Raw genomic sequence first — 25,306 nt, 5'->3', positions numbered from 1 at the left:
TCAGATCGCCTCCAACAGTTTGAGGAACGAAGCAGTCTCTAGGCTTGCTCCACCGACGAGTGCTCCGTCGATGTCCGGCTGCGCCATGTATTCCTTGATGTTCTCCGGCTTGACGCTGCCGCCGTACTGGATGCGGACGGCTTCTGCAGCTTCCGTACCGAACTCAGCCGCGACGACGTCACGGACGAACTTACAAGAATCCTGTGCATCTTGTTCTGTCGCCGATTTGCCTGTTCCGATTGCCCAGACAGGCTCGTAAGCGACGACGAGGTTTTTCACCTGGTCGACAGTGAGGCCTTTGAGGCTGTTCGCTGTCTGTTCACGAATGACGTCTTCGAATTTGCCGCCTTCGCGCTCTTCGAGCGTCTCGCCGACACAAACGATCGGGACGAGTCCGTGTTCGAACGCTTTCTTCGCTTTGCTGTTGATGAAGGCATCTGTCTCGCCGAAGTACTCGCGGCGCTCAGAGTGACCGAGGATGACGTATGTCACGCCGAGTTCCTTGAGCATCACCGGGCTGATTTCGCCAGTGTAAGCTCCGCTTTCCTTGTCGTACATGTTCTGAGCACCGATTTTAAGGTCAGTGCCTTTCGCCGCTTCCGCCACATGAGCGAGGAATACAGCGGGTGCGCAGACTGCCGCGTCGACTTTAGACGCTGCCGGCACCTTGCCTTTGACTTCCTCTGCGAATGCGACTGCATCCTTGAGGGTGAGGTTCATCTTCCAGTTTCCTGCGATGATCGGTTTACGCATCTTCTACACTCCTTCGTGAACTGATTACTTGTCGTTAAGTGCTTCTACTCCTGGAAGGGCTTTGCCTTCCATGAACTCGAGGCTTGCTCCGCCGCCTGTCGAGATGTGGCTCATCTTGTCTGCGAGACCGAACTTCTCAGCTGCAGCAGCCGAGTCGCCGCCGCCGATGATCGAGTAAGCGTCGCTGTCAGCGAGGGCTTGCGCCACGCCTTTCGTACCGTTCGCGTACTTATCGAGTTCGAACACGCCCATCGGTCCGTTCCAGACGACGAGTTTCGAGTTCTTGATCGCTTCCGCGTACAGTTCGACCGTCTTCGGTCCGATGTCGAGCGACATGTGGTCAGCCGGGATCTGATCGATTGCGACTGGTCCGACGTATGTCTCTTCGCCGAATTCCTTCGTGATGACGCAGTCGACCGGCATGAGGAACTTGACGCCTTTGTCTTCTGCCTTCTTCATGAATTCCTTCGCCTGTTCGATCTTATCTTCTTCAAGCAGTGAAGTCCCGACTTCGTATCCTTGAGCTTTCAGGAACGTGTACGAGAGACCGCCACCGATGATGAGCGTATCGACGATGTCGAGGAGATGATCGATGACACCGATCTTATCCGCTACTTTCGATCCGCCGATGATGGCCGTGAATGGGCGCTCAGGGTTCGAGAGGGCTTTACCGAGAACTTCAAGTTCCTTCTCCATCAAGAGACCAGCGACAGCCGTGTCGACGTTGTGCGCGATCCCTTCCGTCGAAGCGTGGGCACGGTGTGCCGCGCCGAACGCGTCGTTGACGAAGACGTCTGCGAGCTTCGCGAAACCTTGTGCGAGCTCAGGGTCGTTCTTCGTCTCGCCCGGGTAGAAGCGGACGTTTTCAAGAACGACGATGTCGCCTTCTTGCATCGCGTCGACTGCTTCTTCTGCGACCGGACCGTATGCTTCTTCGACGAGCTTGATGTCGCGGTCGAGCAGTTCGCCGAGGCGTTCCACTGCAGGAGCGAGTGAGAATTCAGCCTTCTTCTCGCCTTTCGGGCGTCCGAGGTGGCTTGCGAGGATCACCTTCGCACCGCCTTCGACGAGCAATTTGATCGTCGGGAGCGCTGCGCGGATCCGCGTGTCGTCCGTGATATGTCCATCTTCGAGCGGTACGTTGAAGTCGACGCGTGTGAAGACGCGTTTTCCTTTTACATCGATGTCGCGAATTGATTTCTTGTTCATGCAATTCATCCTCCATCTTTACGGGAGCCTGTCCCGTTTCGGCTTTTTTCCACAACAAGAGCGGAAGACTTTAATCGTTTCCGCTCTTATTTAATTGCTATTTAATTACTCGAATTACTTAGCGATTTCTGCGAAGTGTTTGAGTGTACGGACGAGCTGTGCAGTATAAGACATTTCGTTGTCGTACCAAGCTACTGTTTTGACGAGTTGCTTGTCGCCGACTGTCATGACTTTCGTTTGTGTCGCATCGAAGAGTGAACCGTATGTGATTCCGACGATGTCAGAAGAAACGATTTCATCTTCAGTGTAACCGTAAGATTCGTTAGCTGCTGCTTTCATCGCTGCGTTGACTTCTTCTACAGTGACTGTCTTCTCGAGTACTGTCACGAGCTCAGTGAGTGAACCTGTTGGAACTGGTACACGCTGTGCCGAACCGTCAAGTTTACCTTTGAGTTCTGGAAGTACGAGACCGATTGCTTTCGCTGCACCAGTCGAGTTAGGAACGATGTTCGCTGCTGCTGCACGAGCGCGGCGGAAGTCGCCTTTCGGGTGTGGAGCGTCAAGCGTGTTCTGGTCGCCAGTGTAAGCGTGGATCGTCGTCATGAGACCTTCGACGATTCCGTACTGGTCTTGAAGAACTTTCGCCATTGGCGCCAAGCAGTTCGTCGTACAAGAAGCACCAGAGATGACCGTTTCCGTACCATCGAGGATCTCGTGGTTCGTGTTGTAGACGACAGTCTTCATGTCGCCAGTAGCTGGAGCCGAGATGACGACTTTCTTAGCGCCGGCTTTCAAGTGAAGCTCAGCTTTTTCTTTGTCAGTGAAGAATCCAGTACATTCGAGGACGATGTCCACGCCGAGCTCGCCCCATGGGAGTTCTTCCGGGTTGCGGTTCGCGAGTGTCTTGATTTCTTGTCCGTTGACGAGGAAGTAACCGTCGTGTACTTCAACTTCACCGTCGAAACGGCCTTGTGTCGTGTCATATTTCAAGAGGTGTGCAAGCATCTTCGTGTCTGTGAGGTCGTTGATTGCGACGACTTCGATTCCTGGGAACTGAATGATTTGACGAAGTGCCAAACGACCGATACGTCCAAAACCGTTAATACCAACTTTTACTGCCATGATAATTTCCTCCTTTTAATTAAAGCCATTATCTATTATTCAAAAGGGGGCTACCCTTTCAAAATCGTTGCTGCAGCCCCTTCGTCCGTGATCAGGATCACGTCCGGGGACTGTTTGACATAGGCGATGATCGCCTCTGCCTTGGAATGACCGCCCGCTACGACGAGCACGTGCTTGACGCGTTTCAAGTCCTTCAACTGAAGGCCGACCGTCTGGACGCGGTGGACGATCCGTCCATCGCGATCGAAGTAATAGCCGAACGCTTCAGCGACCGCCTGCTCCGCTTCGAGCTGAGCCAGCAGTTCCGGGGAGGCACTCCGGCGTTTCGCCATCGTTTTTGCCTCACCAATTCCATGTACCACGATCGAGGCGTCTCTAATCATCTGTAATACATTCTTAATGCTCGGCTCCTCGACCATCTTGACGAAAGTCTCGGTGCTCACCTCATCCGGAATGTGAAGCAGATGGTAGTCGCTCTCGGCCCGGTTCGCCATTCTCGAGCAGACGGTGTTCGCCTGAAGTTCGAGTGTCTCACCGAGTCCGCCCCGGGCAGGGACGAACGTCATCTTGCGCCCTTCTTTGTCCGGAGACATCATTGCGGCGACCGAGGCCATCGTCGTACCGCCTGTGACGGCGATCGTGTTATGTTCCTCGGCTGACAGTTCCCTTTTGAGCCGCGTCACCGTGGCACGACCGAGGTCGCGCTGTACCCAGAACGTCTCGTCGGAATCGCCCGGGACGACGATCACGTCGCGTACACCGAGTTTCTCCTTGAGCGCCTTCGCCATGTCCGTCACACCGGCGAGTTCCGCCATGATGGCGTGCATCGAGCGGAGGACGTTCCTGCCGTCATCCGTCAGCGACATGCCTTGCGTCGCTGTTTCGAGCAGACCGTGATCCTTCAGGAATTCGACTTCCCGCCTGAGGATCCGCTCCGTCAAGCCGAGGCTCGCCGCGAGTGTCCGCCGCCCAATCGGTTGCATGAGCCGGACGTAGTGGAGAATGTCATACCGCGTCTGCATTTCCTCAAGCAGATCAGGGACGATTCGTTTTTGGATCCGAACCAGTTGCCGAATCATCTTTTCCCGCTCCCCTCGAAAACGCTGGACACTTTTTGTCCCGCATGTCATTTCTTGTCCCACTTGGTACACTGTCATCATAGCAATGTCTGACAACCGTTTCAACCCCGACTGCTCAACTTTTTTCAAGTAAGCGTTTTCTTATCTCATCCGTCTCGAATTTGCCACAAATCCACGTTTCTTCTTTATAAGAAAGAACCGGCACTTCGTAGAGATAGCGGAGGGCGAGTACCTCGTCAGTATCGATGTCGACCTGCGCAAACGACCAGCCCGGGAACTCCTCGAGCACGTACTCGAGCAGTATTTCCGCCTCGTCGCAAAGCGAGCAGCCATTCCTTATATAGAGCGTCAATCTTTTATCCATCATCCCTGTCTCGTCCTCTTCCCATCTTATTTCGTGTCAGCCCGAGGTTGTCCCGGTATTTCGCGACCGTCCGCCTCGCGACGTGAAGCCCTTCCGCGGCAAGCAGATGGACGAGTTGCTGGTCGCTGATCTCGGGTCGCGTCCGGATCAGCTCGGCCATCCGTGCTTTGATCCTGAAGCTCGACTGCCCAGATTTCGTCCGCGAGACGAACAACTCGTCGAAGCGGATCGTCCCGTTCACCGTCCGGATCGCCTTTCCCGCGAGCGCGCGGCCGACCGTCGACTCATGTCGCCCGATCGCCTGGGCCACCTCCCGCTTCGTCAACGCCTCGAGCGAGAGCTCTCCTTTGAACCAGTCGGCCTGCCGGACGAGCAGCACATCGACGATCGCACGAAGGGTCTCCCCCCGCCGTTCATACGCGGACAGGAAGTGCTTCGCTTCCGGCAGCGACGTCCATGCCGCATCCGTTTCGATTTCATCGTACCATTCGACCGTGAGCGCCTTCCCGTCCCATTTGATGTCCGCTTCGGGATAGAGGTTCGCGTCCTCTTCCACTATCGCCGGTCGTTTCGGCAACAGGTCGATCCTGCGCTTCAACAAGGCTCTTTCTTTTGCGTTTGCAGCCCGTTCGTCGATCGCTTCCTTTACTTTCCGTCCGGCAAGCACCTCCTTGAGGACACTGATGAGCAACTGATCCTCCTGTTCCTCGGCACAGAGCAGGCGACACTCCCACTCGTCCCGCGCCCCGATTCCGGTCGGCTCGCAACGCTTAAGGACGTCCCGCGCCTCCGTGACGAGGGCAACCGGTGCGCCGAGCGCACGTGCAAGCACCGTATCAGGCGTCCGGAGCAATCCGTCCGCGTCGAGATACTCTACGATTTGTTCCACCATATATCCTATTTCCTGTCTGACTGATTCTAAACGTATCTGCCGTCTCAGCTCCTCTTCGATCGAGGCGACGCGTCCCGCGATCCGGTCGAAGTCCGCGCCCCGCAAACCCGTCCCTCCGCCCGAAAAGCGCCGGACGATCCGGTAGAGCCGCTCCTTCGCCTCGAGCCGCGTCTCCTCGAGCACCTCGAGTTGTGCCTGTTGCGCAATCGACATGCGTTGCTGTTGCAGTTGTTGCTGCTGCTGATCCTGTCTCATCGCCCCGCCCTCCTCACCTTGAGTGTACTAAATTTTTTGGGCGAAGTTCCCGTTTCCTTATTGCTTTCCTGCAAAAATGTCGCTATACTAAGTAATGTTCAGTACAGACATGCACCCGTAGCTCAGGGGATAGAGCACTGGTTTCCGGTACCAGGTGTCGGGAGTTCGAATCTCTCCGGGTGTACCATATTTTACTGACTCAAGCAGCGGCTTCTTGCCGCTGCTTTTTTGTTTGCGTGCTATCAGGTTTCAGGCGTTCGTTTTCTGGAAAAATACTTAGAAGCCGCATCGTATCTTTTGACCAATATTGACCAAAGGATTATGATAAGGGTAAGTCGAATGTAGCAATACATACCTATCATAAGGAGGCAAAGACTATGCTAATTCCAACAGTCATTGAACAAACGAACCGCGGGGAACGTGCTTACGATATCTACTCGCGTCTTTTAAAGGACCGGATCATCCTGCTCGGCAGCGCGATCGACGATAACGTCGCGAACTCTGTCGTCGCTCAACTTCTCTTCCTCGCTGCAGAGGATCCAGATAAGGAGATCTCGCTCTACATCAACAGCCCGGGCGGATCGATCACTGCCGGGATGGCGATCTACGACACGATGAACTTCATCAAGCCGCAAGTCTCGACGATCTGCATCGGGATGGCCGCTTCGATGGGTGCATTCCTGCTCCAGGCCGGCGCGAAAGGAAAACGCTTCGCGCTTCCGAACGCTGAAATCATGATCCACCAACCGCTCGGAGGCACGCAAGGCCAGGCGTCGGACATCAAAATCCACGCAGAACGTATCATCAAGATGCGTGAGCACCTCAACAAGATCATGGCAGAGAACACGGGGCAGCCGCTTGAAGTCATCGAGCGCGACACGGAGCGCGACAACTTCATGTCTGCTCAGGAAGCTGCCGACTACGGCTTGATCGACCGCGTCATGGCACGCGCTTAAATCTTTAGAACGGTGTTGCCCTAAACAGGCGACACCGTTTTTTTATTCGGAATCGACAAAAAAGAACGCATGCCGTCGTTGGCATGCGTTCTTCGTCGACTTCCCGTGTAAAGGAGAGGTCAGTCCATCATCTCTTTGATGTCTGAGACGATGTCATGGTTTTGGCGGATCAGCGAGTAGATGCCGTTCGCGTTCGGCGAAAGGATCTCTTCAGCCTGAAGCTGCTTGAGGAACAAAGATGTCGCGAAAGTGACGAGCGTGCTCTTAGGAACACCGATCGCCTTCGCCTTCTTCGTCAAGAGCTGGTCAAAGTCTGCATCTACTGTCAGCGAAATCCGCTTTTTTTCATTAGCCATATCATCAAAACTCCTTAATTCGTCCATTTGGTAGCTCGACTATATATTATAGTAGACAATGAAAATTCCTGCAAGGTCTCCTGTCAGAGAACCCCTGTCAACGACTCGCCCGCCCGGACCTTGTCCGCGATCTGATCGATCTTGCGCAGGCGATGATTGATCCCGGATTTCGAGATGGCGCCGCTTTCGACCATCTCCCCGAGTTCCTGGAGCGTCACGTCCTGGTGGGTGACGCGCAGGATGGCGATTTCCTTCAGTTTGTCAGGCAGGACGTCGAGCCCGACCGTCTTGTCGAGGAACTTGATGTTCTCGACCTGACGCAGCGCAGCCCCGACCGTCTTGTTCAGGTTCGCCGTCTCGCAGTTGACGAGCCGGTTGACCGAGTTGCGCATGTCCTTCAGGATCCGGACGTCCTCGAAGCGGAGCATCGACTGGGTCGCGCCCGTCAGCTTCAGGAAGTCGGAGATCTTCTCGCTTTCCTTGACGTAGAGGATGTGCCCCTTCTTCCGTTCGATCGCCTTCGCGTTCAGCTCGAACCGGTTCGCAAGGTCACGCAAGGCGTCGTTATGCTCCTCGTACAGGCTGAAGATCTCAAGGTGATAGGAAGACGTCGCCGGGTTGTTGAGCGAACCCCCGGCGAGGAATGCGCCGCGCAAGTAGGCGCGCGCCCGGCTGTCGTCGTTTAATATCTCATCGCTGATCGAGCGGATCATCTCGAACCCTTCCCCGAGGATACCGAGGTCGCGCAGGATTTTCTCCGCATGCTGCTTGATGCGGACGATGTAGACGTTGTTCTTCTTCAATCGCATCTTCTTACGGACGAGCAGGTCGAGATGGACGTCATACGCCTTCTTGAGCAGCGAGTAGATGCGCCGCGCGATCGCCGCGTTCTCCGTCGAGATGTCGAGTGTCAGACCGCGTCCGAGACCGAACGAGATCGAGCCGTTCATCCGCGCGATGGCGGCGAGCTCGGCCTTGACGTCGTGGTCGGTCATCGCGATCTGGGTCAGTTCTTTTTTGACTTCGGAAGCGAAACTCACAGCGTCTCCTCCTTTCCTTCCATATGGCGCATCCGCCGGATCGACAGCACCTTGCGCATGACGAGACTTGCGACGGCGTCTGAATCGTGACGGATGAAGTGATGGTTATAATCGACGATGTCGTCAGCGAGCACCTCGATGCCGGCACGGAGGAACGCTTCCTCGTCGTAGGTGACGATGTCCGCGTCGTCCTCCCGGTACGACTTCAGGTAGCTCGCATCGATCGACTCGTTGTTGACGATGATCGTGTCGACGACGTCCGGTCCGAGGTAGCGTTCGAGCGCCTCGAGATGGTCGTTCGCCGTATAGGACGTCGTCTCGCCCGGCTGGGTCATGACGTTGCAGATGTAGACGACCGGTGCGACCGACTGACTGATCGCCTCGCGGATCTCATCGATCAGCACGTTCGGGATGATGCTCGTATAGAGGCTGCCAGGTCCGAGGACGATGACGTCCGCATCTTCGATCGCCCGGATCGCCTCCGGTACCGGACGGACGTCTTCTTCCTCGAGATAGAGCCGTTCGATCTTCTTGCGGACCTTCGGGATGTTCGATTCGCCCCGGACGATTGTCCCGTCCTCGAACTCGGCGCAGAGCGTGATCGTCCGCTCCGTCGCGGGATAGACCTTCCCTTCCGCGTTGAGCAGCTGGCTCATCACGCCGATCGCGTCGACGAACGAGCCGTTGCAGAGCTTCGTCGCGGCAGTCAGCATCAGGTTCCCGAGCGAATGTCCGTCGAGCCCTTCCCCGCCTTCGAACCGGTATTGCATGATCCGGTCCATCAGCGTCTCCGACTTCGACAGCGAGACGATGACGTTGCGGATATCGCCTGGAGGAAGCATGTTGAATTCCTCGCGAAGGCGGCCGGAGCTCCCGCCGTCGTCAGCGACCGTGACGAGGGCCGTGATGTCGAGCGGATAGTGCTTCAGACCCCGGAGGAGGGTCGACAGGCCCGTTCCGCCACCGATGGCGACGACTTTGCGTTCCCATTTCATCACTTTTCCTCCTTCGCGAGCTGCAGGTCACGGTGCGTCGTGACGACATGATACTGATTCTTGAATTCCTTCGTCAGCGCCTCGGCGAACGTGATCGAGCGGTGCTTTCCGCCCGTGCAGCCGACCGCGATGACGAGCTGCGACTTCCCTTCCCGCTCGTACTGCGGGATCAGGAACTCGAGCAGATCGACGAGCTTCTTGTAGAACACCTTCGCCTCCGGCCACTGCAGGACGTACGATGACACTTCCTCCTGAAGCCCGGTCAGCGGCCGCAATTCCGGGATGTAGAACGGATTCGGCAGGAAGCGCAGATCGAACACGAGGTCAGCGTCGAGTGGCAGCCCATGCTTGAAGCCGAACGACATGATGTTGACGGTGAACGGGATCCGTTCCGCTCCGCCGAACTCCTTCTGGATCTTCTCCTTCAGGACGAGCGGCTTGATGTCGCTCGTGTCGATCAGCGTCTGCGCCTTGTCGCGGAAGCCTTCGAGCAGCGTCCGTTCCCGGTCGATCCCGATCAGCGGGCTCGCCGTCGGTGCGAGCGGATGCGAGCGGCGCGATTCCTTGTAGCGGCGGACGAGCACGTCATTGCGTGCATCGAGGTAGAGCATGTGGATCTGCATGTTCGTCTTCTTCAGGTCCTCGAAGACGACGAAGAAGCTGTCGATGAAGTCGCGCGCACGCGTATCGATCGCGACGGCGATCTTCGGGCGCACTTGTCCGATGACTTCGATCAGATGCGGAAGAAGCGTCGGCGGCAGATTGTCGACACAGAAATAGCCGAGATCCTCGAAGCTGTTCATTGCGACCGTTTTGCCGGCGCCGCTCATACCGGTGATGATGACTAATTGCGGTTGATTGTCTTCCATCCTTCTGACCCCCAAATTCGGACAACTGTCCCGTGTGTGTTTTCGTTTCCTACTGATTGTATCATAAAAAAAGACCCAGCTTCATTGAAGTCTCTTCCTTCAAATGAAGCTGGTATCGGTTCATGCTTTTGTTGATTCCTGCAGTTCTTCGATCAGCGCCTCGATGTAGTGCTGCGCGTTCTGTGCAGCGATCGAACCGTCGTTCGTAGCCGTGACGACCTGGCGGAGCGTCTTCTCGCGGACGTCGCCTGCTGCGAAGATCCCTTTGATTTTCGTCTCCATGCCTTCGTCCGTGACGACATAGCCCTGGTCGTTCAAGATGCCGAGGTCCGTGACGTACCCTGTGATCGGGTTCATGCCGATGTAGATGAACACGCCATCGATCGCATGCGTCGTCACGTCGCCTGTCTTCGTGTCGATCAGGTCGATCGAACCGACCTTGCCGTCCGTCTCATTGATCTGCTTGACCGTGTGATTCCAGATGAAGTCGATCTTCGAGTTGTCGAACGCGCGCTTCTGAAGAATCTTTTGCGCACGGAGCTCGTCACGACGGTGGACGATCGTCACCTTCTTCGCGAAGCGCGTCAGGTAGACGCCTTCCTCGACGGCAGAGTCTCCTCCGCCGATGACGAACAGTTCCTTCTCCTTGAAGAAGGCACCGTCACAGACCGCACAGTAAGATACGCCGCGTCCGCCGAGTTCGTCCTCGCCCGGTACGCCGATCTTCTTGTACTGCGCACCTGAAGCGATGATGATCGCACGGGCTTTGTAGTCCTTGTTGTGAGCATGGACGATCTTGTATTCCTTGCCGTCCTCGATGCTGCGGACGTCGCCGTAAGCGTACTCCGCTCCGAACGCCTTCGAGTGGTTGAACATCTTCTCCGAAAGGTCCGGACCGAGGATGCTGTCGTATCCCGGATAGTTCTCGATATCTTCCGTGTTGGCCATCTGGCCGCCCGGGATACCGCGTTCGATCATGAGAGTCGACAAGTTCGCGCGTGATGCGTAGAGTGCCGCCGTCATTCCGGCCGGACCTGCACCGATAATGATGACGTCATAGATTTTTTCTTCTGTTGTCTGAGACATCTTTTCACCTCATTTGAAATTTCATTCGTGACTTGAGTATATCACAGACAACCGATTAACACTTTGCACATGCTTCAGCGGCAAGCATCCGCTTGAAATCCCGGATTTGCCCGGCTGTCCGGTCGAAAGAAGTACCAAGCAGCTGGCTGACGTCCTCGATCAACACAGGCTCCCGAATTTCGCTGAACAGGAAGATCAAGGCGGCGGCAGCAGCGTCGATATCACGGAACTCCTCTCCGCTCAGGACGAGACGGGCGAATCGCTCGTAGAAGTCTCCTTCCAGACTCATCCGGTCTTCTTCCTCGATGAATCGTTCCGTCAGACGGATCGTTTGCAAGGCGCGGTTGATGCGTTCATCTACGACCACTTGCGTTCCGTCCATCTCGTGCGTCACCTGCTCCGTAAGCAGAAGCACGTCCTTGTTATCCGTCACCTCGGGCATCATCGAGAGCGCGAGGCGCGCCTCGTCGTCGTTCAGCTTCGCGAGGAGCAATGCAGCGAAGATCCGGGAGATATCGTCCTCCGTCTTCAGCGTCTGGATCAGCGCCGCGCGGAACTGCAGGTTATAGCGGATGTCGTACGGGTCCTTCTCCTCGCGGAGCGCTTTCGCTTCCGCCGACTGGAGGAACTCCGTCGCTTCCTCGACGTGCCCTGTCTTGAAGGCCGAGATGCTCAGCCAGTGGCCAAACAGCGGGTCGCCCCGATAGCCGCGGCGTTCGAGCATCTTCAGTTCCGTGTAGGCGAGGTCATGACGTCCGATGATAGCGAGTGTCGAGGCGACCTTATAGCGCGTCTCGAGCTGGACCGGGCGGACGTTCTCGAGCTTTTTCGAAAGCCGGTACGCCTCTTCGTCCTGTCCCATCTCGTGCAGCAGGACGAGGGTGTTGCAAAGCGCGTGCAGGTTCCCGGGGTTTCCTGCGAGCACCTGCTCGAGGGTCCGGAAGGCCTGTTCGTTCTCGCCGAGATAGAATTCGACGATCGCCCGGTTGTTGTAGGCCGGCCAGAACGTCGGGTAGAGCGTGATCAGCGACTGGAGCGTCTCCTGTGCCGCGAACAGCATGCCTTTGTCGATTTGCTTCTGCGCCTGTGCATGCAGACGGATCAGTTCGTCCTCGTCGTCGTCCTCCATCTCCTGTTCGAGATCGATCAGTTCGACGAGTGCCGCCGATGCTTCCGCGTGGAAACCTTGCGGAGCAGCTTCGAGGTAATCGAGCGCGAAGCGTTTTGCTTCTTCATATAGTGAAACGTGAGCGTAATTGTTAGCAAGGTAATAGAGGGATTCCGTGTTTAGCGGATCGATCTCGATCACACGCTTCAAAATGTCGTTCGCGTGATTGACCTCTCCTGTCTCGAACAGGACCCGTGCATAGCGCATGAGGTAGCGTGCGTCATTCGGCTGAAGCGTCGTCGCCTCGTCGAGATGGAACACGGCTTCCTCAAGTCTCCCTTCCCGGTGCGCCTTACGTCCGCGGAAATAAAAAAGCTCCGCCTGACGCGTCGTGATCGCGAAGGGGTCATTGATCTTTTCTTGTAGTTCCATATTCAAGCCCCCACATCAGTTCTTAGTTGCATTGAAAAGGATAGCGCATCTATCCAGCCGTTGCAACCAAAAAAACGCCGGTGATTTTCACCAGCGTTTCGCGTAGATCGTTTCCAGTTCCCGATAATTATTCAAGCATTTTTCCGCAAAAACATCCATTCCGTCCGCTTGTGCCGAAAGCTTCTCGACCGCGCTGTCGTACGCGCTCTTGAGACTCTCTTTATAGGAAGGAATCTCACCGTCGTATGCATAGACGACCGACGGCGGGACGACGACCTTTTCGTGCTCATGCAGGGCTTGTCGGACGTGGAAGAGCGGAACGTCGACCGCTCGCGGATTGTGCAGATCGCCTTGCGTCGGATGCTTCTCGACGGCGAGGACCTCGACGACGAGACCTTGCGGACGCTCTGCGAATAATCTTCCGAAATACTTTCCTGTTTTATAAGTAAAACGAATATGGTTCAAATTCATTCCCCTCCTTCGCTCACAATTTCGTCACATTTCATGACTGCGCAGCGGCTGGCTCGAGACACGCTCGCCCGGGGCGACGTCGCGGTGGACGACCGATCCGGCACCGATGACCGCGCCGTCACCGATCGTCACGCCGGGCAGGATCGTCACGTTCGCACCGATCAGGACATTGTTGCCGATGATGACGTCACCGAGCCGGTACTCGTCCGTCAAATATTCGTGACATAGGATCGTCGTGTTGAAGCCGATGATCGTATTGTCACCGATCGTGATCTTCTCCGGGAACATCGTGTCCGGCATCACCATCAGGGCGAGTGCCGTCTCCCTGCCGATCCGCATCCCGAGCAGGTTGCGGTAGAGCGCGTTCTTGAAGGCGAGTGACGGCGAGTACCTGCCGATCGTGATGACGGCGAAACACCACATCACCTTGAAGAATGAGACCGTCCGGTACATCTGCCAGAGCGGGTTCGCCCCCTTCAGGCGATACCGGTCAGTGCGCCGTGCCATTTTGCTGCTCCAGCCAGTCGCCGAGATCCTTCATCGAATCGATGATCAAGTCCGGCTCGAGCGCCTCGAGATAGGCACGCCCCTTGATCGCCCAGCCGACGGCGACCGTCTTCAGGCCGGCGTTCTTGCCGCCGTGGATGTCCGTGTCGTTGTCCCCGACCATGATCGTCTCCTCAGGTGTCGCGCCGAGCAGCGCCATCGCCTTCTCGAACGGCTCGGTCGCAGGCTTTTCCATCGTCACGTCGTCCGCCGCGATGACGGCGTCGAAGAGTGGTGTCAGGCCGAACAGCTCGAGTCCCTTGCGCGCGACGCGCCCGCTCTTCGACGTGACGATCGCGAGCTTGTACCCGCGCTCCTTCAGGTCGCGCAGGCCGTCGAGGACGCCCGGGTACTCGAGCACGAGCTCATCGTGCATGGCGATGTTGTAGCTGCGGTAGAAGGCGACCATCTCGCGCCAGAGCTCCGCGTCCATCTCCGAGAACGACTTCTCGAGCGTCGGTCCGATGAACGGCAGGAGTTCCTCGTGCGAGAACGTCCGGTCCGGATAATAGTAGCCGAGCGTATGCTCGAAACTCTTCAAAATGAGCGGGTTCGTATCGATGAGCGTCCCGTCAAGATCAAACAAGAGTGTCGTGATCACTTCGATCCCTCCAATTTCGTTCCGTCAAGATAACGCGGCGCCGAACGGCGGATGAACATCATGATCAGGCCGAACGCGAACAAGGCGATCGAGACGAGCTGTGCCGTCCGCAATTCTCCGGCGACCATCAGGCTGTCCGTCCGGAGTCCCTCGATATAGAAGCGTCCGATCGAATACCAGACGAGGTAGCCGAGGAAGATGTACCCGCGGCGCGGATTGCCGACCATCCGCCAGACGATCAGCAGGATGACGCCGAGGATGTTCCAGAGGCTCTCGTAGAGGAACGTCGGGATGTAGTAGCTGCCGTCGATGTACATCTGATTGACGATCCACTTCGGCAGGTGGAGCGTATCCTGCAGGAATGTCCACGTCGTCTTGCCCCCGTGCGCTTCCTGGTTGAAGAAGTTCCCCCAGCGGCCGATCGCCTGTCCGAGCAGGAGCGACGGCGCGAGGATGTCCGTGATCTGCCAGAAGGAGATGTTCTTCTTCTTCGTGTAGAGGAACACCGTCAGCAGGGCGCCGAAGATGGCGCCATGGATCGCGATTCCGCCCTGGCGGATGTTGATGATCTGGTCGAGATGCTGACCGTAGTAGTCCCACTCGAAGATGACGTAGTAGATGCGGGCACAGAGGATGCTGATCGGGATCGACCAGATGACGACGTCGACCGCGTATTCCTCGTTGAAGCCGATCCGTTTCGATTCATAGATCGCGATCAGGAGGCCGAGGATGGCTCCTAAGGCGATGACGACCCCGTACCAGTAGATCGGGATCGGTCCGAGTTCGATCGCGACACGGTCGAACGTCGGCTGGACACTAGCGAGCGACTTCATAAAATGCCTCCATTCCCATCCTCGATGGCTTGCGCCAAACGAGCGGCGAATTCTTCCGCCGTGTTGATGCCCATGTTCTTCAGGCGGTAGTTCATCGCAGCGACCTCGATGATGACGGCAAGGTTACGCCCTGGGCGAACCGGGATCGTCAGGAACGGGATCTCCGTGTCGATGATCTTGAGCACTTCCTGGTCGAGCCCGACCCGGTCGTACACCTTCGTCTGATCCCATAGTTCGAGGTTGCAGACGAGGCTGATCTTCTTGTGGGAGCGGACCGCTCCCGCACCGAACAGCGTCATCACGTCGATGATGCCGATTCCGCGGATCTCGAGCAGGTGCTGGATCAGCTTCGGCGCCGTCCCGACGAGGATGCCGTCGCCCGTCTGTCTGATCTCGACGGAATCGTCAGCGACGAGGCGATGACCACGTTTGACGAGCTCGAGCGCCGTCTCCGACTTACCGACGCCGCTCGCCCCCTTGATGAAGACGCCGACGCCGTAGATATCGACAAGTACGCCGTGCATGGCCGTTGTCGGCGCGAGCTCCGCCTCGAGGAAGTTCGTGATCTGCGATTCGACCGATGTCGTGTGCCCCTTCGTCACGAGGACCGGGACGTTCGCCTCCTCCGCCGCCTCGATGATCGCCTTCGGCACCTCGAAACCGCGCGTGACGAGGATGCCCGGTGTTTCGTCCGTACAGAGGATGTTCGCCCGCTCGCGTTGTTCCGCGTACGTCAGGTTGTTGAAGAACGTCAGCTCCGTCTTCCCGAGCACCTGCAGGCGTTCCGCCGGGTAATAGGCGTAGTAGCCGGCGAGGACGAGGCCCGGCCGACAGAGGTCTGCCGTCAGGATGGGACGGTGGAGCCCCTCTTCCCCCGTGATGATTTTTAGATTGAACTGTTTTACGATTTCAGCGGTACGTACTTTTGCTTGCAAGCGAACCACTCCTTTCACGGTAAGTATTGTACCATATTTTTACGGTTTTCAAGGAGTCGGACTAACCACGGCGAATACTGGGAATAGCCTTAGAAATGGAAAGGGGGGAAAACCAATGATGATGACAACTAACGGCAGCACCGGCCTCGCAATCACGGCGATCCTGCTACTCGTCATCGCGCTCGCGACGTTCATCTACGTGATCGTCTCGCTGATCGACATGTGGAAGGCATACTCTCGGGAAAAGGACCAGAACGCGCTGCTCTTCTTCATCATCTCGCTTGCCGGACTCATCTTCACGGGCGGCCTGATCTCGCTCATCCTCGCTATCATCTTCTACTGGCGCCGCAGACGCGGCAAGCGCCTGATTGGCATCCTGCTGATCCTCGCCTCGATCGTCCTGACGATCCTGCTCGTCTATTTCATGCTGCAGCTCGGCTTTGACATGTCGAACTGGGAGGACATCTACAACGATCCGCACATGCCGATGAACCAGGATGGCTACGATATCTAAAGAGCGCGTGCTCTGGCGTTCGCGCCAGCAGAAGACGACGCAAAAAGCGGCTCCCTCATGATGAGGGGGCCGCTTCATTCGTCTACTCAGATTACATCGTCAGCGGGCTGAGATGCGTCCCGTGGGTGACGGAGACCGTCCCCGTCCGCGTCTCCGCCTCGACCTCGATCTTCGGCGTGCGTCCGCGACCCGAGATGAAATGGAGCTTCTGGCTCGCGATCTCCTTCTGGTTGCGGATCAGCTCCATGTCGTCGAGGTTGCAGTTGAGCCCGCCGAAGTTCGTCTCGAGCTCCCCGTATACTTCCGCGCCGTGCGGCAGGATGATCGAGACGCTTCCGGCGAGCGACGAGGCCTCGATCTTCGCGTCGTGCGCCGTCTTGACCTCGCAACGGATGTTACCGTTCGCGGTCTTCAGGTCCGTCTTCTGGTAGACGCCGCTCACGATGATCTGACCGTTCGCCGTCTTCGCCCCGAGCTTGTGCGCTTCGGATGCCTCGAGTTCGATCGTGCCGTTGCCAGTCGACAGCTTGAAGTCGTCGCCGATCACGTCGCGGACGAGGATCCGTCCGTTCGCCGTCATCAGGCGGAGCGATGAGACGTCGAGCGAATGGACCGTCACTTCACCGTTGAGCGTCTGGGCGTTCAACGACTCATAGTGGCGGCGCGGAATCTTCAGCTGGACCGTCGCCCGGACACGGCGGTCCTTCAGGCGGACGTGCAGCGCGTTCATCGTCACGGAATGCTGGACGGACGCCTGGAGCTGCTCGAGCGCCTGTTCCTCCGATACTTGGCGGAGCGGACGTCCCGTCACCGTCAGTTCGCATTCCTCGTCGTCCGACGGCTCGACGATCATGTTCGCGTTGAACAGGTCGAGCGTGACCGAATCGCCCGAGAACGGGAAGCGCTTGACGTACGTGACGTTCGGTCCCGTCGCCTGGCTGAACGACATGTCGCTGTCCTTGAGGCGCGTGACGAGTCCGTCGATCGCGGACATCACCTTCGACGTCAGCGATTCGACGTTATAGCTGTCGACCCGCTCGTATTGTTCCGGCGCCGGTTCGACGAACTTGTTCGTTGGTTTCGATTCATGGGTGTCGATCGACTCGAGCCGTTCGAGCTTATCGAGCGCCTCATCGATCGTCAGCTTGCCTTCCTTGACTTGTTCGAGAATCAGTTGACGCATATCTTGCTTCATCCGTAATTCCTCCCTTATGTTCAATGGAAAACAGGTCGTGCTGCATTAGGGTTTTCCCCTAACAGCTTCCTACGAATCGTCCTTGCGAAAAGTTTCGTCAGTTGTTCAATCTCGCCGCGTCCCGCTCGAGGACCGGCTTCAGGTAGCGACCCGTATACGAGCCTTTCACTTCGGCGACTTTCTCCGGCGTGCCTGTCGCGACGATCATGCCGCCGCCGTCCCCGCCTTCCGGACCGAGGTCGATCAGGTAGTCGGCCGTCTTGATGACGTCGAGGTTATGCTCGATGACGAGCACCGTGTCTCCGTTGTCGACGAGGCGCTGGAGCACTTTGAGCAGACGCGAGATGTCATGGACGTGCAGACCCGTCGTCGGTTCGTCGAGGATGTAGATCGTCTTGCCGGTCGAGCGTTTGTGGAGCTCGGATGCGAGTTTGACGCGCTGCGCCTCTCCACCCGACAACTCCGTCGCCGGCTGGCCGAGCTTCATGTACGTCAGCCCGACGTCCGCGATCGTCTGGAGCTTCCGACTGATCTTCGGGATGTTCTCGAAGAACTCGAGCGCATCCTCGACCGTCATCCCGAGCACGTCGGCGATCGTCTTGCCGCGATATTTCACTTCGAGCGTCTCGCGATTGTAGCGTTTCCCGTGACAGACTTCGCACGGGACGTAGACGTCAGGCAGGAAGTGCATCTCGATCTTGATGATGCCGTCCCCGCGGCACGCCTCGCAGCGTCCGCCCTTGATGTTGAAGCTGAATCGTCCTTTCTTGTAGCCGCGCAGCTTCGCTTCGTTCGTCGAGGCGAAGACGTCGCGGATGTCGTCGAAGACACCCGTATAGGTCGCCGGGTTCGAGCGCGGTGTCCGGCCGATCGGCGACTGGTCGATGTCGATGACCTTGTCGATCAAGTCGAGCCCCGTCACTCCCCGGTGTGCCCCCGGCTTCTCCTTCGCCCGGTTCATCTCGTGCGCGATCGTCTTGTAGAGGATCTCGTTGATCAGCGTCGATTTCCCGGATCCCGAGACGCCCGTCACGGCGACGAACAGGCCGAGCGGAATCTCCGCGTCGACGTTCTTCAAGTTGTTCTCCGTCGCCCCGTGGATCGTCAGGTAACGGCCGTCCGATTCCTTCCGTTCGGTCGGGACCGGGATGAACTTCTTGCCGGACAGGTACTTCCCTGTCAAGGAAGCCTCGTCCTCCATCAATTCCTCCGGCTTGCCGGCAGCGGTCACCATGCCGCCATGGTCGCCGGCGCCGGGACCGATGTCGATCAGGTAGTCGGCCGCCATCATCGTATCCTCGTCATGCTCGACGACGATCAGCGTGTTGCCGAGGTCTCGCATCGTCTTGAGCGTGTCGATCAGGCGGTCGTTGTCGCGCTGGTGCAACCCGATCGACGGTTCGTCGAGCACGTAGAGGACGCCGGTCAGGCGCGATCCGATCTGTGTCGCGAGACGGATCCGCTGCGCCTCCCCGCCGGACAACGTCCCTGCTGCACGCGACAGCGTCAGGTAGTCGAGCCCGACGTTCTCGAGGAACGACGAACGTTCATGGATCTCGCGGACGATCATCCGTGAGATCGTCTGGTCCTTCTCAGACAGCTTCGCAGGCAACTCGTCGAAGAAGACGACGGCCTGTTTGACGGACATCTTCGTCACCTCGCCGATATGTGTGCCGACGACCTTGACGGCGAGCGATTCCGGCTTCAGGCGGTGTCCCTTGCAGGCCGGGCACGGCTTCTTCGCCATGTATCCTTCCATCTGCTCCCGGATGTAGTCGGACGACGTCTCCTTGTAGCGGCGCTCGATGTTCGACAGCACGCCCTCGAAGTACATCTTCGTGTTGCGGACCATCCCGAAGTCGTTCTCGTAGCGGAACGAGATCTCTTCCTTCGCGTTCCCGTTCAGGACGATGTCGCGGTGTTCGTCCGGCAAATCCTCGAACGGCGTGTCCATGTCGATCCCGAAATGTTTGCAGACGGCCGCGAGCAGCTGCGGATAGTATTGCGAGCTCGTCGGCTCCCAGGCGACAAGCGCCCCTTCGTTCAGCGTCTTCTGCTTGTGCGGCACGACGAGGTCGGCATCGACCTCGAGCTTCGTCCCGAGCCCGTCGCACTTACTGCATGCGCCGAACGGCGAGTTGAATGAGAACATCCGCGGTTCGAGCTCACCGATCGAGAAGCCGCAGATCGGGCAGGCGTGATGCTCGCTGAAGAGCAGCTCCGTCCCATCCATCTTGTCTACGAGCACACGCCCGTCAGCGAGGCGGAGTGCCGTCTCGAGCGAATCCGCGAGCCGGGCCTCGACGTCGGGCCGGACGACGATCCGGTCGACGACGACTTCGATCGAGTGCTTCTTGTTCTTCTCGAGCTCGATGTCGTCCGTCAAATCGACGGTCTCGCCGTTGACGCGGACACGGACGAACCCTTCCTTCTTCAGGCTTTCGAATACCTTGGCATGTGTCCCCTTCTTGCCCGAGACGATTGGGGCGAGTATCTGGAGACGTGACCGTTCCGGCAGCTCCATCACCTGATCGACCATCTGGCTGATCGTCTGGCTCGTGATCTCGATGCCGTGGTTCGGACAGATCGGCTTGCCGATCCGCGCGAACAGGAGTCGGAGATAGTCATAGATCTCTGTCACCGTCCCGACGGTCGAGCGCGGGTTCTTGCTCGTCGTCTTCTGGTCGATCGAGATCGCCGGACTGAGTCCTTCGATCGTGTCGACGTCCGGCTTGTCCATCTGGCCGAGGAACTGCCGCGCGTAAGCGGACAGGCTCTCGACATACCGGCGCTGTCCTTCGGCGTAGATCGTGTCGAAGGCGAGCGACGATTTCCCGGAGCCCGACAGGCCCGTCAGGACGACGAGCTGGTCGCGCGGGATCTCGACGTCGATGTTCTTCAAATTATTGACGCGAGCGCCCTTGATGACGATTGCATTCTTCTTTTCTACCAACTTAGGCACCTGCTTTCAGTTCTATGATCAAATCACGCAGCTCGGCCGCACGCTCGAATTGCATGTCCTTGGCCGCCTGCTTCATTTCCTGTTCCAGTTGTTCGAGGAGCGTCTCGCGCTCCGGCTTCTTCAGGCTGTTGAACCGCTCGAGCTTCTCGACCGTGTCGTCGCTCTCGATCGTCGCCCGGATGACGCCGCGGACGTCCTTCTGGATCGTCTGCGGGGTGATGCCGTGTTCCTCGTTGTAGGCGATCTGGATGTTGCGCCGGCGCTCGGTCTCGTCGAGCGCGCGCTGCATCGAGTCGGTCATCTTGTCCGCGAACAGGATGACGTGCCCGTTCGAGTTCCGTGCCGCCCGGCCGATCGTCTGGATGAGCGAACGGTCCGAACGGAGGAACCCTTCCTTGTCGGCGTCGAGGATCGTTACGAGCGACACTTCCGGGATGTCGAGCCCTTCCCGCAGCAGGTTGATCCCGACGAGGACGTCGTACTTGCCGAGCCGCAGGTCGCGGATGATCTCGATCCGCTCGAGCGTCTTGATCTCGGAGTGCATGTAGTTGACCTTGACCCCGTTCTCCTTCAGGTAGTCGGTCAGGTCCTCCGCCATCTTCTTCGTCAGCGTCGTCACGAGGACGCGCTCGCCGACCTTGACGCGGTCCCGGATGTTGTCCATCAGGTAGTCGATCTGACCCGAAATCGGATGGATCTCGACGGTCGGGTCGAGCAAGCCGGTCGGACGGATGATCTGCTCGACCATCTTCGGCGAATGTTCGATCTCATACGGTCCCGGCGTCGCCGAGATATAGATCGCCTGGCTGACCTTCTCCTCGAACTCCTCGAAGCGGAGCGGACGGTTGTCCTTCGCCGAAGGCAGGCGGAAGCCGTGGTCGACGAGGACCTGCTTGCGCGCCTGGTCGCCGTTGTACATCCCGCGGATCTGCGGCAGCGTCACGTGCGACTCGTCGGCGACGAGCAGGAAGTCCTTCGGGAAGTAGTCGAGCAGCGTGTAAGGTGTCGCACCGGCAGGCATCAGGTTGAGGTGGCGCGAGTAGTTCTCGATCCCGGAGCAATAGCCCATCTCCCGCATCATCTCGAGGTCGTAGTTCGTCCGTTGTTCGAGACGCTGCGCCTCGAGCAGGCGTCCTTCCTCGCGCATGATCTCGAGCTGTTCCTCGAGTTCCGCCTCGATGTTCGCGATCGCCTGCTTGAGCTTTCCTTCACGCGTGACGAAGTGAGATGCTGGGAAGATCGAGACGTGTTCGCGCTCGGCGATAATCTCGCCGGTCAGCGGGTCCATCTCACGGACCCGGTCGATTTCGTCGCCGAAGAACTCGACGCGGATGCAGTGCTCGTCGCGTGACGCCGGGAAGATCTCGACGACGTCGCCGCGGACGCGGAAACGTCCGCGCTGGAAGTCGATGTCGTTGCGCTCGTACTGGATGTCGATCAGCTTACGCAACATCTCGTTCCGCCCCATCTCGTTGCCGACCCGGAGCGACAGCACCATGCTGTTGTACTCTTCCGGGTTACCGAGGCCGTAAATGCAGGAGACGGAAGCGACGATCAGGACGTCCTCCCGTTCGAACAGGGAAGACGTCGCCGAGTGGCGCAGCTTGTCGATCTCGTCGTTGATCGAGGAATCCTTCTCGATGAACGTATCGGTCGACGGCACATACGCCTCCGGCTGGTAGTAGTCGTAGAAGCTGACGAAGTACTCGACCGCGTTGTTCGGGAAGAACTCCTTAAACTCCGAGTAGAGCTGACCAGCGAGTGTCTTATTGTGGGCGAGGACGAGCGTCGGACGCTTGATCTCCTGGATGACGTTCGATACGGTGAACGTCTTACCGGTCCCGGTCGCCCCGAGCAGCGTCTGGTGGCGCTGTCCGCGCTTGATCCCCTCGACGAGCTCCTTGATTGCCGTCGGCTGGTCGCCGCCCGGCTCGAACGGTGATACGAGCTGAAAATCCATCAATACTTCCCCCTGTCTCTCTGAAAAAATCTTCTTTAATTGTACCACTTAGCGAACAAACATTCGATGATTTTGCTCCTCTAAATAGGGTTACCCTTTTTTCAGAAAACGAAAAAGCATGATCCGCAGACCATGCCTTGTTTTCAGTGCAACTGTTTGATTTTCGTCCGCTGGTGCGCCGGCTCGTTGACGAACAGGATCCCAAGTTCGTGGTGGTCCTGCTCATAGAACGCACGCTGGGCGAACCGGACGTCGCCGTTATGGTTCATCACCTCGAGGCGGAGATACGGCTTGTGCCGCTGAATCGCCTCATAGAACGCACGCTCCGAGTCGACGAAGTCGCCGTTGACCTTGTGGATCGCCTCCCCTGCGACAAGTCCCATCGAGTCGGCCGGTTTCCCGGCGAGCGTCCCGAGGATTACGACGCCGCGTTCGCCGTTCGAGAAGAGCGGCGTCTTCTGCCGGTTGAGGCGCTTCGCCCGTTGATGGAGGAAGAGATGGAGCGCAAGCAGCACGGGCAGGCCGTACAGCCATTCGACACGGTCGAGGAAGTACGCGCCGAGCGCAAGCAGCAGCGACAGCCCTGCCGTCGCGAAGCGTCCGGCGAGGAGTGGACGGACCAGCACCTTCGGCAAGTCTCCCGTGAAGAGGAAGCTGAAGCCGATCGGCATGACGAGCACGACCGGGACGACTGCCGGCAAGTCGAACGGCAGGAAGCCGAGCGACTCGCCCGGGACGAACAGGACGAGCGGGACGAGCCAGAGCTTGTTCGCGGCAAGTCCACCGATGAAGCGCCCCCGTTTCGAGAGGACGAGCGATGGTGACAGGCGCTTCGTTCCGCGCATCCGGACGAGGAGGACCTCGCCGATCAGACTGAGCGCCGTGATCGCAAGGATCGTGAACACCGACACCTCGCCGAGCTCACCAAGTGACGGGATCGCGACTCCCGCGATCAGCAGCACCGCGATTGCGGTGAGCGGCCAGAGCGGATTCGACAGCCGGACGACTCCTGCAAGGAGGATGAGTGACGCGACAGCAGTGAATACGATGAGGAAGACAGGCGTGACGGTCAGCCCGAGCAGGACGCTTACGACCGACAGGAAGGCACCGATCGCAAGACCCGGCAGGAGCGTCTCGAGGACGTCCGTCCGTTTGCCGCGCGTCCGCGAGCGGAACAGGTTACGTTCCCGCTTGATCCGGCGCGCGCCGATCCAAAAACTGAGTAAGACTCCTAACCATAATGCGGGGCTTGCGGCGAGACTGAGCGCCGCGAAGCCGATTGCTTCAAGTGTTCCCACGTCCTGACCTACCTCTCGTTAGTTTGCTGCGACCTCGAGCGCCTTCTTGCGCTGGACGTCGTTCTTCTCTTCATCGAGCATCTTGAGCAGGCGCGTCTCCATCTCGGTCGCCGTCTCGACGTCGATCGCCCCTGTGACGTCGAGCTTCGCGTCCTTCTGGAGCGCCTCGACGGCACGTTTCATCGTGTCGCCGTAATAACCGTCCTGCCCTTTCGGATCGAAACCAAGCGCTTTTAATACGAGGTGCGCGTTCTCGACCTCCTTGCCGTACGAGCCGACCTTGAGCGGCTTGTCCTCCGGCAGGATCTTCGTGACGGCGTAGTAGTCCGGCTGCTTGACTTCGACCGTCGGCTTGACGCCCTTCTTGTGGATCCAGTTGCCGTTCGGCGTCAGCCACTTGCTCGTCGTCAGCTTGAGGTCGCTTCCGTCCTTGAGGTCGTAGGCGTTCTGGACAATCCCCTTACCGAACGATTTGACGCCGACGACCTCGGCACCCGCGCCTTCCTTCAGGCCTGCTGCGAGGATCTCGGACGCCGATGCCGATCCCTCGTCCTCGAGCACGACGACCTTGTACGGCTTCTTGTCGCTCGCCGCCCCGAACTGTTGCTGGCGTTCTCCCTTGTTGTTCTCGATCTGGAAGACGGGCGTCTCCTTCGGGATGAACGGTGCAATCATGTCCGCGACCGCAGGAAGCAGGCCGCCCGGATTGCCGCGCACGTCGATGACGAGGCCGTCGATCCCGTCCGCTTCGAGCTTCGCGAGCTGCGTCTCGAACTCTTCGGCCGTCGGTTCCGAGAACTGCGTCACTTCGAGGACGCCGATCTTCTTGCCGCCGACGTTCTCCGTCTCCGAGTAGACCGTCTCGATCGGAATCGTATCCCGCGTGATCGTGATCTTCATCGGGCTCTGGCTGCCGCGCTGGATCGTCAGGACGACGTCCGTCCCCTTCTTGCCGCGGATCAGCTTGACCGCCTCGTCCGTCTTCTTCCCCTTCATCGATTCGCCGTCGACCTCGACGATGATGTCGCCCGGCTTCAGTCCTGCTTTTTCGGCCGGTGAGCCTTTGATCGGGGAGACGATGACGATCGCCTCGCCCTTCTGTTCGAGCGTCGCCCCGATTCCTTCGAAGCTCGAGTTCAGGTTGTCCTTGAAGTGGGCCGTATCCGATTCATCCATATAGACGGAGTACGGATCGTCGAGCGCCTCGGCCATCCCTGTCAACGCGCCGTCAAGCAGCTCCTTGTCCGTGACATCCTCCAGGTAGTTCGTTGCGATCAATTGGCGGATCTGTTCGACCTTCTGCCAGTCGCCCTGCATGTCGGCGCTCTTCGACGAACTCGTCGTCTCCGTCCCGCCTGCCGCGAGCATCCCGACGGCCCCGGTGCCAAGCCCGAGTCCGAACGTGCTGACGGCGATCACTGCTGTCGTTGATTTCTTCAAGCGTATTCCCCGTTTCTGGTGTGAGACCTTCTATT

Annotated in this window: 24 protein-coding genes and 1 tRNA gene; 3 read left to right on the top strand and 22 right to left on the bottom strand. The window is 58.3% G+C overall.

Going from position 1 to position 25,306, the window contains the following annotated elements; all coding sequences use genetic code 11:
• The 6 genes from tpiA to DFG60_RS02365 form a co-directional block, all read right to left on the bottom strand.
• Entirely contained in the window at window positions 1-753 is a 753-nt protein-coding gene (gene tpiA, locus DFG60_RS02390) for a triose-phosphate isomerase (protein ID WP_114570141.1), read from the bottom strand.
• Window positions 754-777: 24 nt separating this feature from the next.
• Entirely contained in the window at window positions 778-1,962 is a 1,185-nt protein-coding gene (locus DFG60_RS02385; protein ID WP_114570140.1) for a phosphoglycerate kinase, read from the bottom strand.
• Window positions 1,963-2,076: 114 nt separating this feature from the next.
• Window positions 2,077-3,084, bottom strand: coding sequence for a type I glyceraldehyde-3-phosphate dehydrogenase (gap, locus tag DFG60_RS02380; RefSeq protein WP_114570139.1), 1,008 nt, complete (start codon window positions 3,082-3,084; stop codon window positions 2,077-2,079).
• A 50-nt stretch (window positions 3,085-3,134) separates the two neighbouring features.
• Complete coding sequence (locus tag DFG60_RS02375) at window positions 3,135-4,163, bottom strand: sugar-binding transcriptional regulator (protein ID WP_114570138.1); 1,029 nt, start codon at window positions 4,161-4,163, stop codon at window positions 3,135-3,137.
• 115 nt (window positions 4,164-4,278) lie between these two features.
• Window positions 4,279-4,530 (bottom strand): glutaredoxin family protein, encoded by a 252-nt coding sequence (locus tag DFG60_RS02370; protein ID WP_114570137.1) that lies wholly within the window; start codon window positions 4,528-4,530, stop codon window positions 4,279-4,281.
• Entirely contained in the window at window positions 4,520-5,674 is a 1,155-nt protein-coding gene (locus tag DFG60_RS02365) for an RNA polymerase factor sigma-54 (protein ID WP_114570136.1), read from the bottom strand. The genes DFG60_RS02370 and DFG60_RS02365 overlap by 11 nt, the downstream gene beginning before the upstream one ends.
• Before the next feature lie 111 nt (window positions 5,675-5,785).
• Between DFG60_RS02365 and DFG60_RS02360 the strand changes: the two genes are divergently transcribed.
• Together DFG60_RS02360 and clpP are read left to right on the top strand one after the other, a co-directional pair.
• Window positions 5,786-5,861, top strand: a tRNA-Arg gene (locus DFG60_RS02360).
• Window positions 5,862-6,021: 160 nt separating this feature from the next.
• Window positions 6,022-6,630 carry an ATP-dependent Clp endopeptidase proteolytic subunit ClpP gene (clpP, locus tag DFG60_RS02355; protein ID WP_269801285.1) on the top strand — a complete coding sequence of 203 codons (609 nt, stop codon included), beginning with the start codon at window positions 6,022-6,024 and terminating at the stop codon, window positions 6,628-6,630.
• Between the two features lie 119 nt (window positions 6,631-6,749).
• On the opposite strand, the gene DFG60_RS02350 is transcribed toward clpP, so the two are convergent.
• The 11 genes from DFG60_RS02350 to hprK form a co-directional block, all read right to left on the bottom strand.
• A complete protein-coding gene (locus tag DFG60_RS02350) occupies window positions 6,750-6,986 on the bottom strand; it encodes a type II toxin-antitoxin system CcdA family antitoxin (RefSeq protein WP_114570134.1) in 237 nt (78 codons plus the stop codon).
• A gap of 83 nt (window positions 6,987-7,069) precedes the next feature.
• Window positions 7,070-8,026, bottom strand: a complete 957-nt coding sequence (gene whiA, locus DFG60_RS02345) for a DNA-binding protein WhiA (protein WP_114570133.1) — start codon at window positions 8,024-8,026, stop codon at window positions 7,070-7,072.
• Entirely contained in the window at window positions 8,023-9,021 is a 999-nt protein-coding gene (locus DFG60_RS02340) for a gluconeogenesis factor YvcK family protein (RefSeq protein ID WP_114570132.1), read from the bottom strand. Before DFG60_RS02340 ends, whiA begins: the two co-directional genes overlap by 4 nt.
• The gene (gene rapZ, locus DFG60_RS02335) at window positions 9,021-9,890 is read right to left on the bottom strand and encodes an RNase adapter RapZ (RefSeq protein ID WP_114570131.1); all 870 of its coding nucleotides are present in this window, start codon (window positions 9,888-9,890) and stop codon (window positions 9,021-9,023) included. The genes DFG60_RS02340 and rapZ overlap by 1 nt, the downstream gene beginning before the upstream one ends.
• 120 nt (window positions 9,891-10,010) lie before the next feature.
• On the bottom strand, window positions 10,011-10,976 hold the full coding sequence (gene trxB, locus DFG60_RS02330) for a thioredoxin-disulfide reductase (RefSeq protein ID WP_114570130.1): 966 nt from the start codon (window positions 10,974-10,976) through the stop codon (window positions 10,011-10,013).
• Window positions 10,977-11,031: 55 nt separating this feature from the next.
• On the bottom strand, window positions 11,032-12,516 hold the full coding sequence (locus DFG60_RS02325) for a tetratricopeptide repeat protein (protein WP_114570129.1): 1,485 nt from the start codon (window positions 12,514-12,516) through the stop codon (window positions 11,032-11,034).
• Between the two features lie 87 nt (window positions 12,517-12,603).
• Window positions 12,604-12,981, bottom strand: a complete 378-nt coding sequence (kapB, locus tag DFG60_RS02320) for a sporulation phosphorelay system protein KapB (RefSeq protein ID WP_114570311.1) — start codon at window positions 12,979-12,981, stop codon at window positions 12,604-12,606.
• 30 nt (window positions 12,982-13,011) lie between these two features.
• Entirely contained in the window at window positions 13,012-13,494 is a 483-nt protein-coding gene (locus DFG60_RS02315) for an acyltransferase (RefSeq protein ID WP_114570128.1), read from the bottom strand.
• On the bottom strand, window positions 13,478-14,134 hold the full coding sequence (gene ppaX / locus DFG60_RS02310) for a pyrophosphatase PpaX (protein WP_114570127.1): 657 nt from the start codon (window positions 14,132-14,134) through the stop codon (window positions 13,478-13,480). The genes DFG60_RS02315 and ppaX overlap by 17 nt, the downstream gene beginning before the upstream one ends.
• Window positions 14,131-14,967 carry a prolipoprotein diacylglyceryl transferase gene (lgt, locus tag DFG60_RS02305; RefSeq protein WP_114570126.1) on the bottom strand — a complete coding sequence of 279 codons (837 nt, stop codon included), beginning with the start codon at window positions 14,965-14,967 and terminating at the stop codon, window positions 14,131-14,133. The genes ppaX and lgt overlap by 4 nt, the downstream gene beginning before the upstream one ends.
• Window positions 14,964-15,902 carry an HPr(Ser) kinase/phosphatase gene (gene hprK, locus DFG60_RS02300; protein WP_114570125.1) on the bottom strand — a complete coding sequence of 313 codons (939 nt, stop codon included), beginning with the start codon at window positions 15,900-15,902 and terminating at the stop codon, window positions 14,964-14,966. The genes lgt and hprK overlap by 4 nt, the downstream gene beginning before the upstream one ends.
• A gap of 115 nt (window positions 15,903-16,017) precedes the next feature.
• On the opposite strand from hprK, the gene DFG60_RS02295 reads away from it, so the two are divergent.
• Window positions 16,018-16,416 carry a hypothetical protein gene (locus tag DFG60_RS02295; protein WP_114570124.1) on the top strand — a complete coding sequence of 133 codons (399 nt, stop codon included), beginning with the start codon at window positions 16,018-16,020 and terminating at the stop codon, window positions 16,414-16,416.
• 91 nt (window positions 16,417-16,507) lie between these two features.
• Here the strand turns inward: DFG60_RS02295 and DFG60_RS02290 are convergent, their stop codons facing one another.
• From DFG60_RS02290 to DFG60_RS02270, 5 genes are all read right to left on the bottom strand, one after another.
• Entirely contained in the window at window positions 16,508-17,611 is a 1,104-nt protein-coding gene (locus tag DFG60_RS02290) for a DUF4097 family beta strand repeat-containing protein (RefSeq protein ID WP_114570123.1), read from the bottom strand.
• Window positions 17,612-17,708: 97 nt separating this feature from the next.
• A complete protein-coding gene (gene uvrA / locus DFG60_RS02285; RefSeq protein ID WP_114570122.1) occupies window positions 17,709-20,564 on the bottom strand; it encodes an excinuclease ABC subunit UvrA in 2,856 nt (951 codons plus the stop codon).
• Between the two features lies 1 nt (window position 20,565).
• Window positions 20,566-22,533, bottom strand: a complete 1,968-nt coding sequence (gene uvrB, locus DFG60_RS02280) for an excinuclease ABC subunit UvrB (protein WP_114570121.1) — start codon at window positions 22,531-22,533, stop codon at window positions 20,566-20,568.
• A 143-nt stretch (window positions 22,534-22,676) separates the two neighbouring features.
• Window positions 22,677-23,831: a PDZ domain-containing protein gene (locus tag DFG60_RS02275; RefSeq protein ID WP_114570120.1), complete on the bottom strand. Its 1,155-nt coding sequence runs from the start codon at window positions 23,829-23,831 to the stop codon at window positions 22,677-22,679.
• A gap of 18 nt (window positions 23,832-23,849) precedes the next feature.
• A complete protein-coding gene (locus DFG60_RS02270; RefSeq protein WP_114570119.1) occupies window positions 23,850-25,271 on the bottom strand; it encodes a S41 family peptidase in 1,422 nt (473 codons plus the stop codon).
• Window positions 25,272-25,306: the final 35 nt, after the last annotated feature.

Origin of the sequence: Exiguobacterium flavidum (assembly GCF_003344535.1) — a bacterium.
Lineage (GTDB): Bacteria > Bacillota > Bacilli > Exiguobacteriales > Exiguobacteriaceae > Exiguobacterium_A > Exiguobacterium_A flavidum.
The sequence above is the reverse complement of the archived record's forward strand: the minus strand, read 5'-3'. Positions and strand labels throughout refer to the sequence as shown.

Coding starts and splice junctions, on each gene's coding strand:
- tpiA (WP_114570141.1), bottom strand. CDS start 753: ATGCGTAAACCGATCATCGCAGGAAACTGGAAGATGAACCTCACCCTC.
- DFG60_RS02385 (WP_114570140.1), bottom strand. CDS start 1,962: ATGAACAAGAAATCAATTCGCGACATCGATGTAAAAGGAAAACGCGTC.
- gap (WP_114570139.1), bottom strand. CDS start 3,084: ATGGCAGTAAAAGTTGGTATTAACGGTTTTGGACGTATCGGTCGTTTG.
- DFG60_RS02375 (WP_114570138.1), bottom strand. CDS start 4,163: ATGATTCGGCAACTGGTTCGGATCCAAAAACGAATCGTCCCTGATCTG.
- DFG60_RS02370 (WP_114570137.1), bottom strand. CDS start 4,530: ATGATGGATAAAAGATTGACGCTCTATATAAGGAATGGCTGCTCGCTT.
- DFG60_RS02365 (WP_114570136.1), bottom strand. CDS start 5,674: ATGAGACAGGATCAGCAGCAGCAACAACTGCAACAGCAACGCATGTCG.
- DFG60_RS02350 (WP_114570134.1), bottom strand. CDS start 6,986: ATGGCTAATGAAAAAAAGCGGATTTCGCTGACAGTAGATGCAGACTTT.
- DFG60_RS02340 (WP_114570132.1), bottom strand. CDS start 9,021: ATGAAATGGGAACGCAAAGTCGTCGCCATCGGTGGCGGAACGGGCCTG.
- rapZ (WP_114570131.1), bottom strand. CDS start 9,890: ATGGAAGACAATCAACCGCAATTAGTCATCATCACCGGTATGAGCGGC.
- trxB (WP_114570130.1), bottom strand. CDS start 10,976: ATGTCTCAGACAACAGAAGAAAAAATCTATGACGTCATCATTATCGGT.
- DFG60_RS02325 (WP_114570129.1), bottom strand. CDS start 12,516: ATGGAACTACAAGAAAAGATCAATGACCCCTTCGCGATCACGACGCGT.
- DFG60_RS02315 (WP_114570128.1), bottom strand. CDS start 13,494: ATGGCACGGCGCACTGACCGGTATCGCCTGAAGGGGGCGAACCCGCTC.
- lgt (WP_114570126.1), bottom strand. CDS start 14,967: ATGAAGTCGCTCGCTAGTGTCCAGCCGACGTTCGACCGTGTCGCGATC.
- DFG60_RS02295 (WP_114570124.1), top strand. CDS start 16,018: ATGATGATGACAACTAACGGCAGCACCGGCCTCGCAATCACGGCGATC.
- DFG60_RS02290 (WP_114570123.1), bottom strand. CDS start 17,611: ATGAAGCAAGATATGCGTCAACTGATTCTCGAACAAGTCAAGGAAGGC.
- uvrB (WP_114570121.1), bottom strand. CDS start 22,533: ATGGATTTTCAGCTCGTATCACCGTTCGAGCCGGGCGGCGACCAGCCG.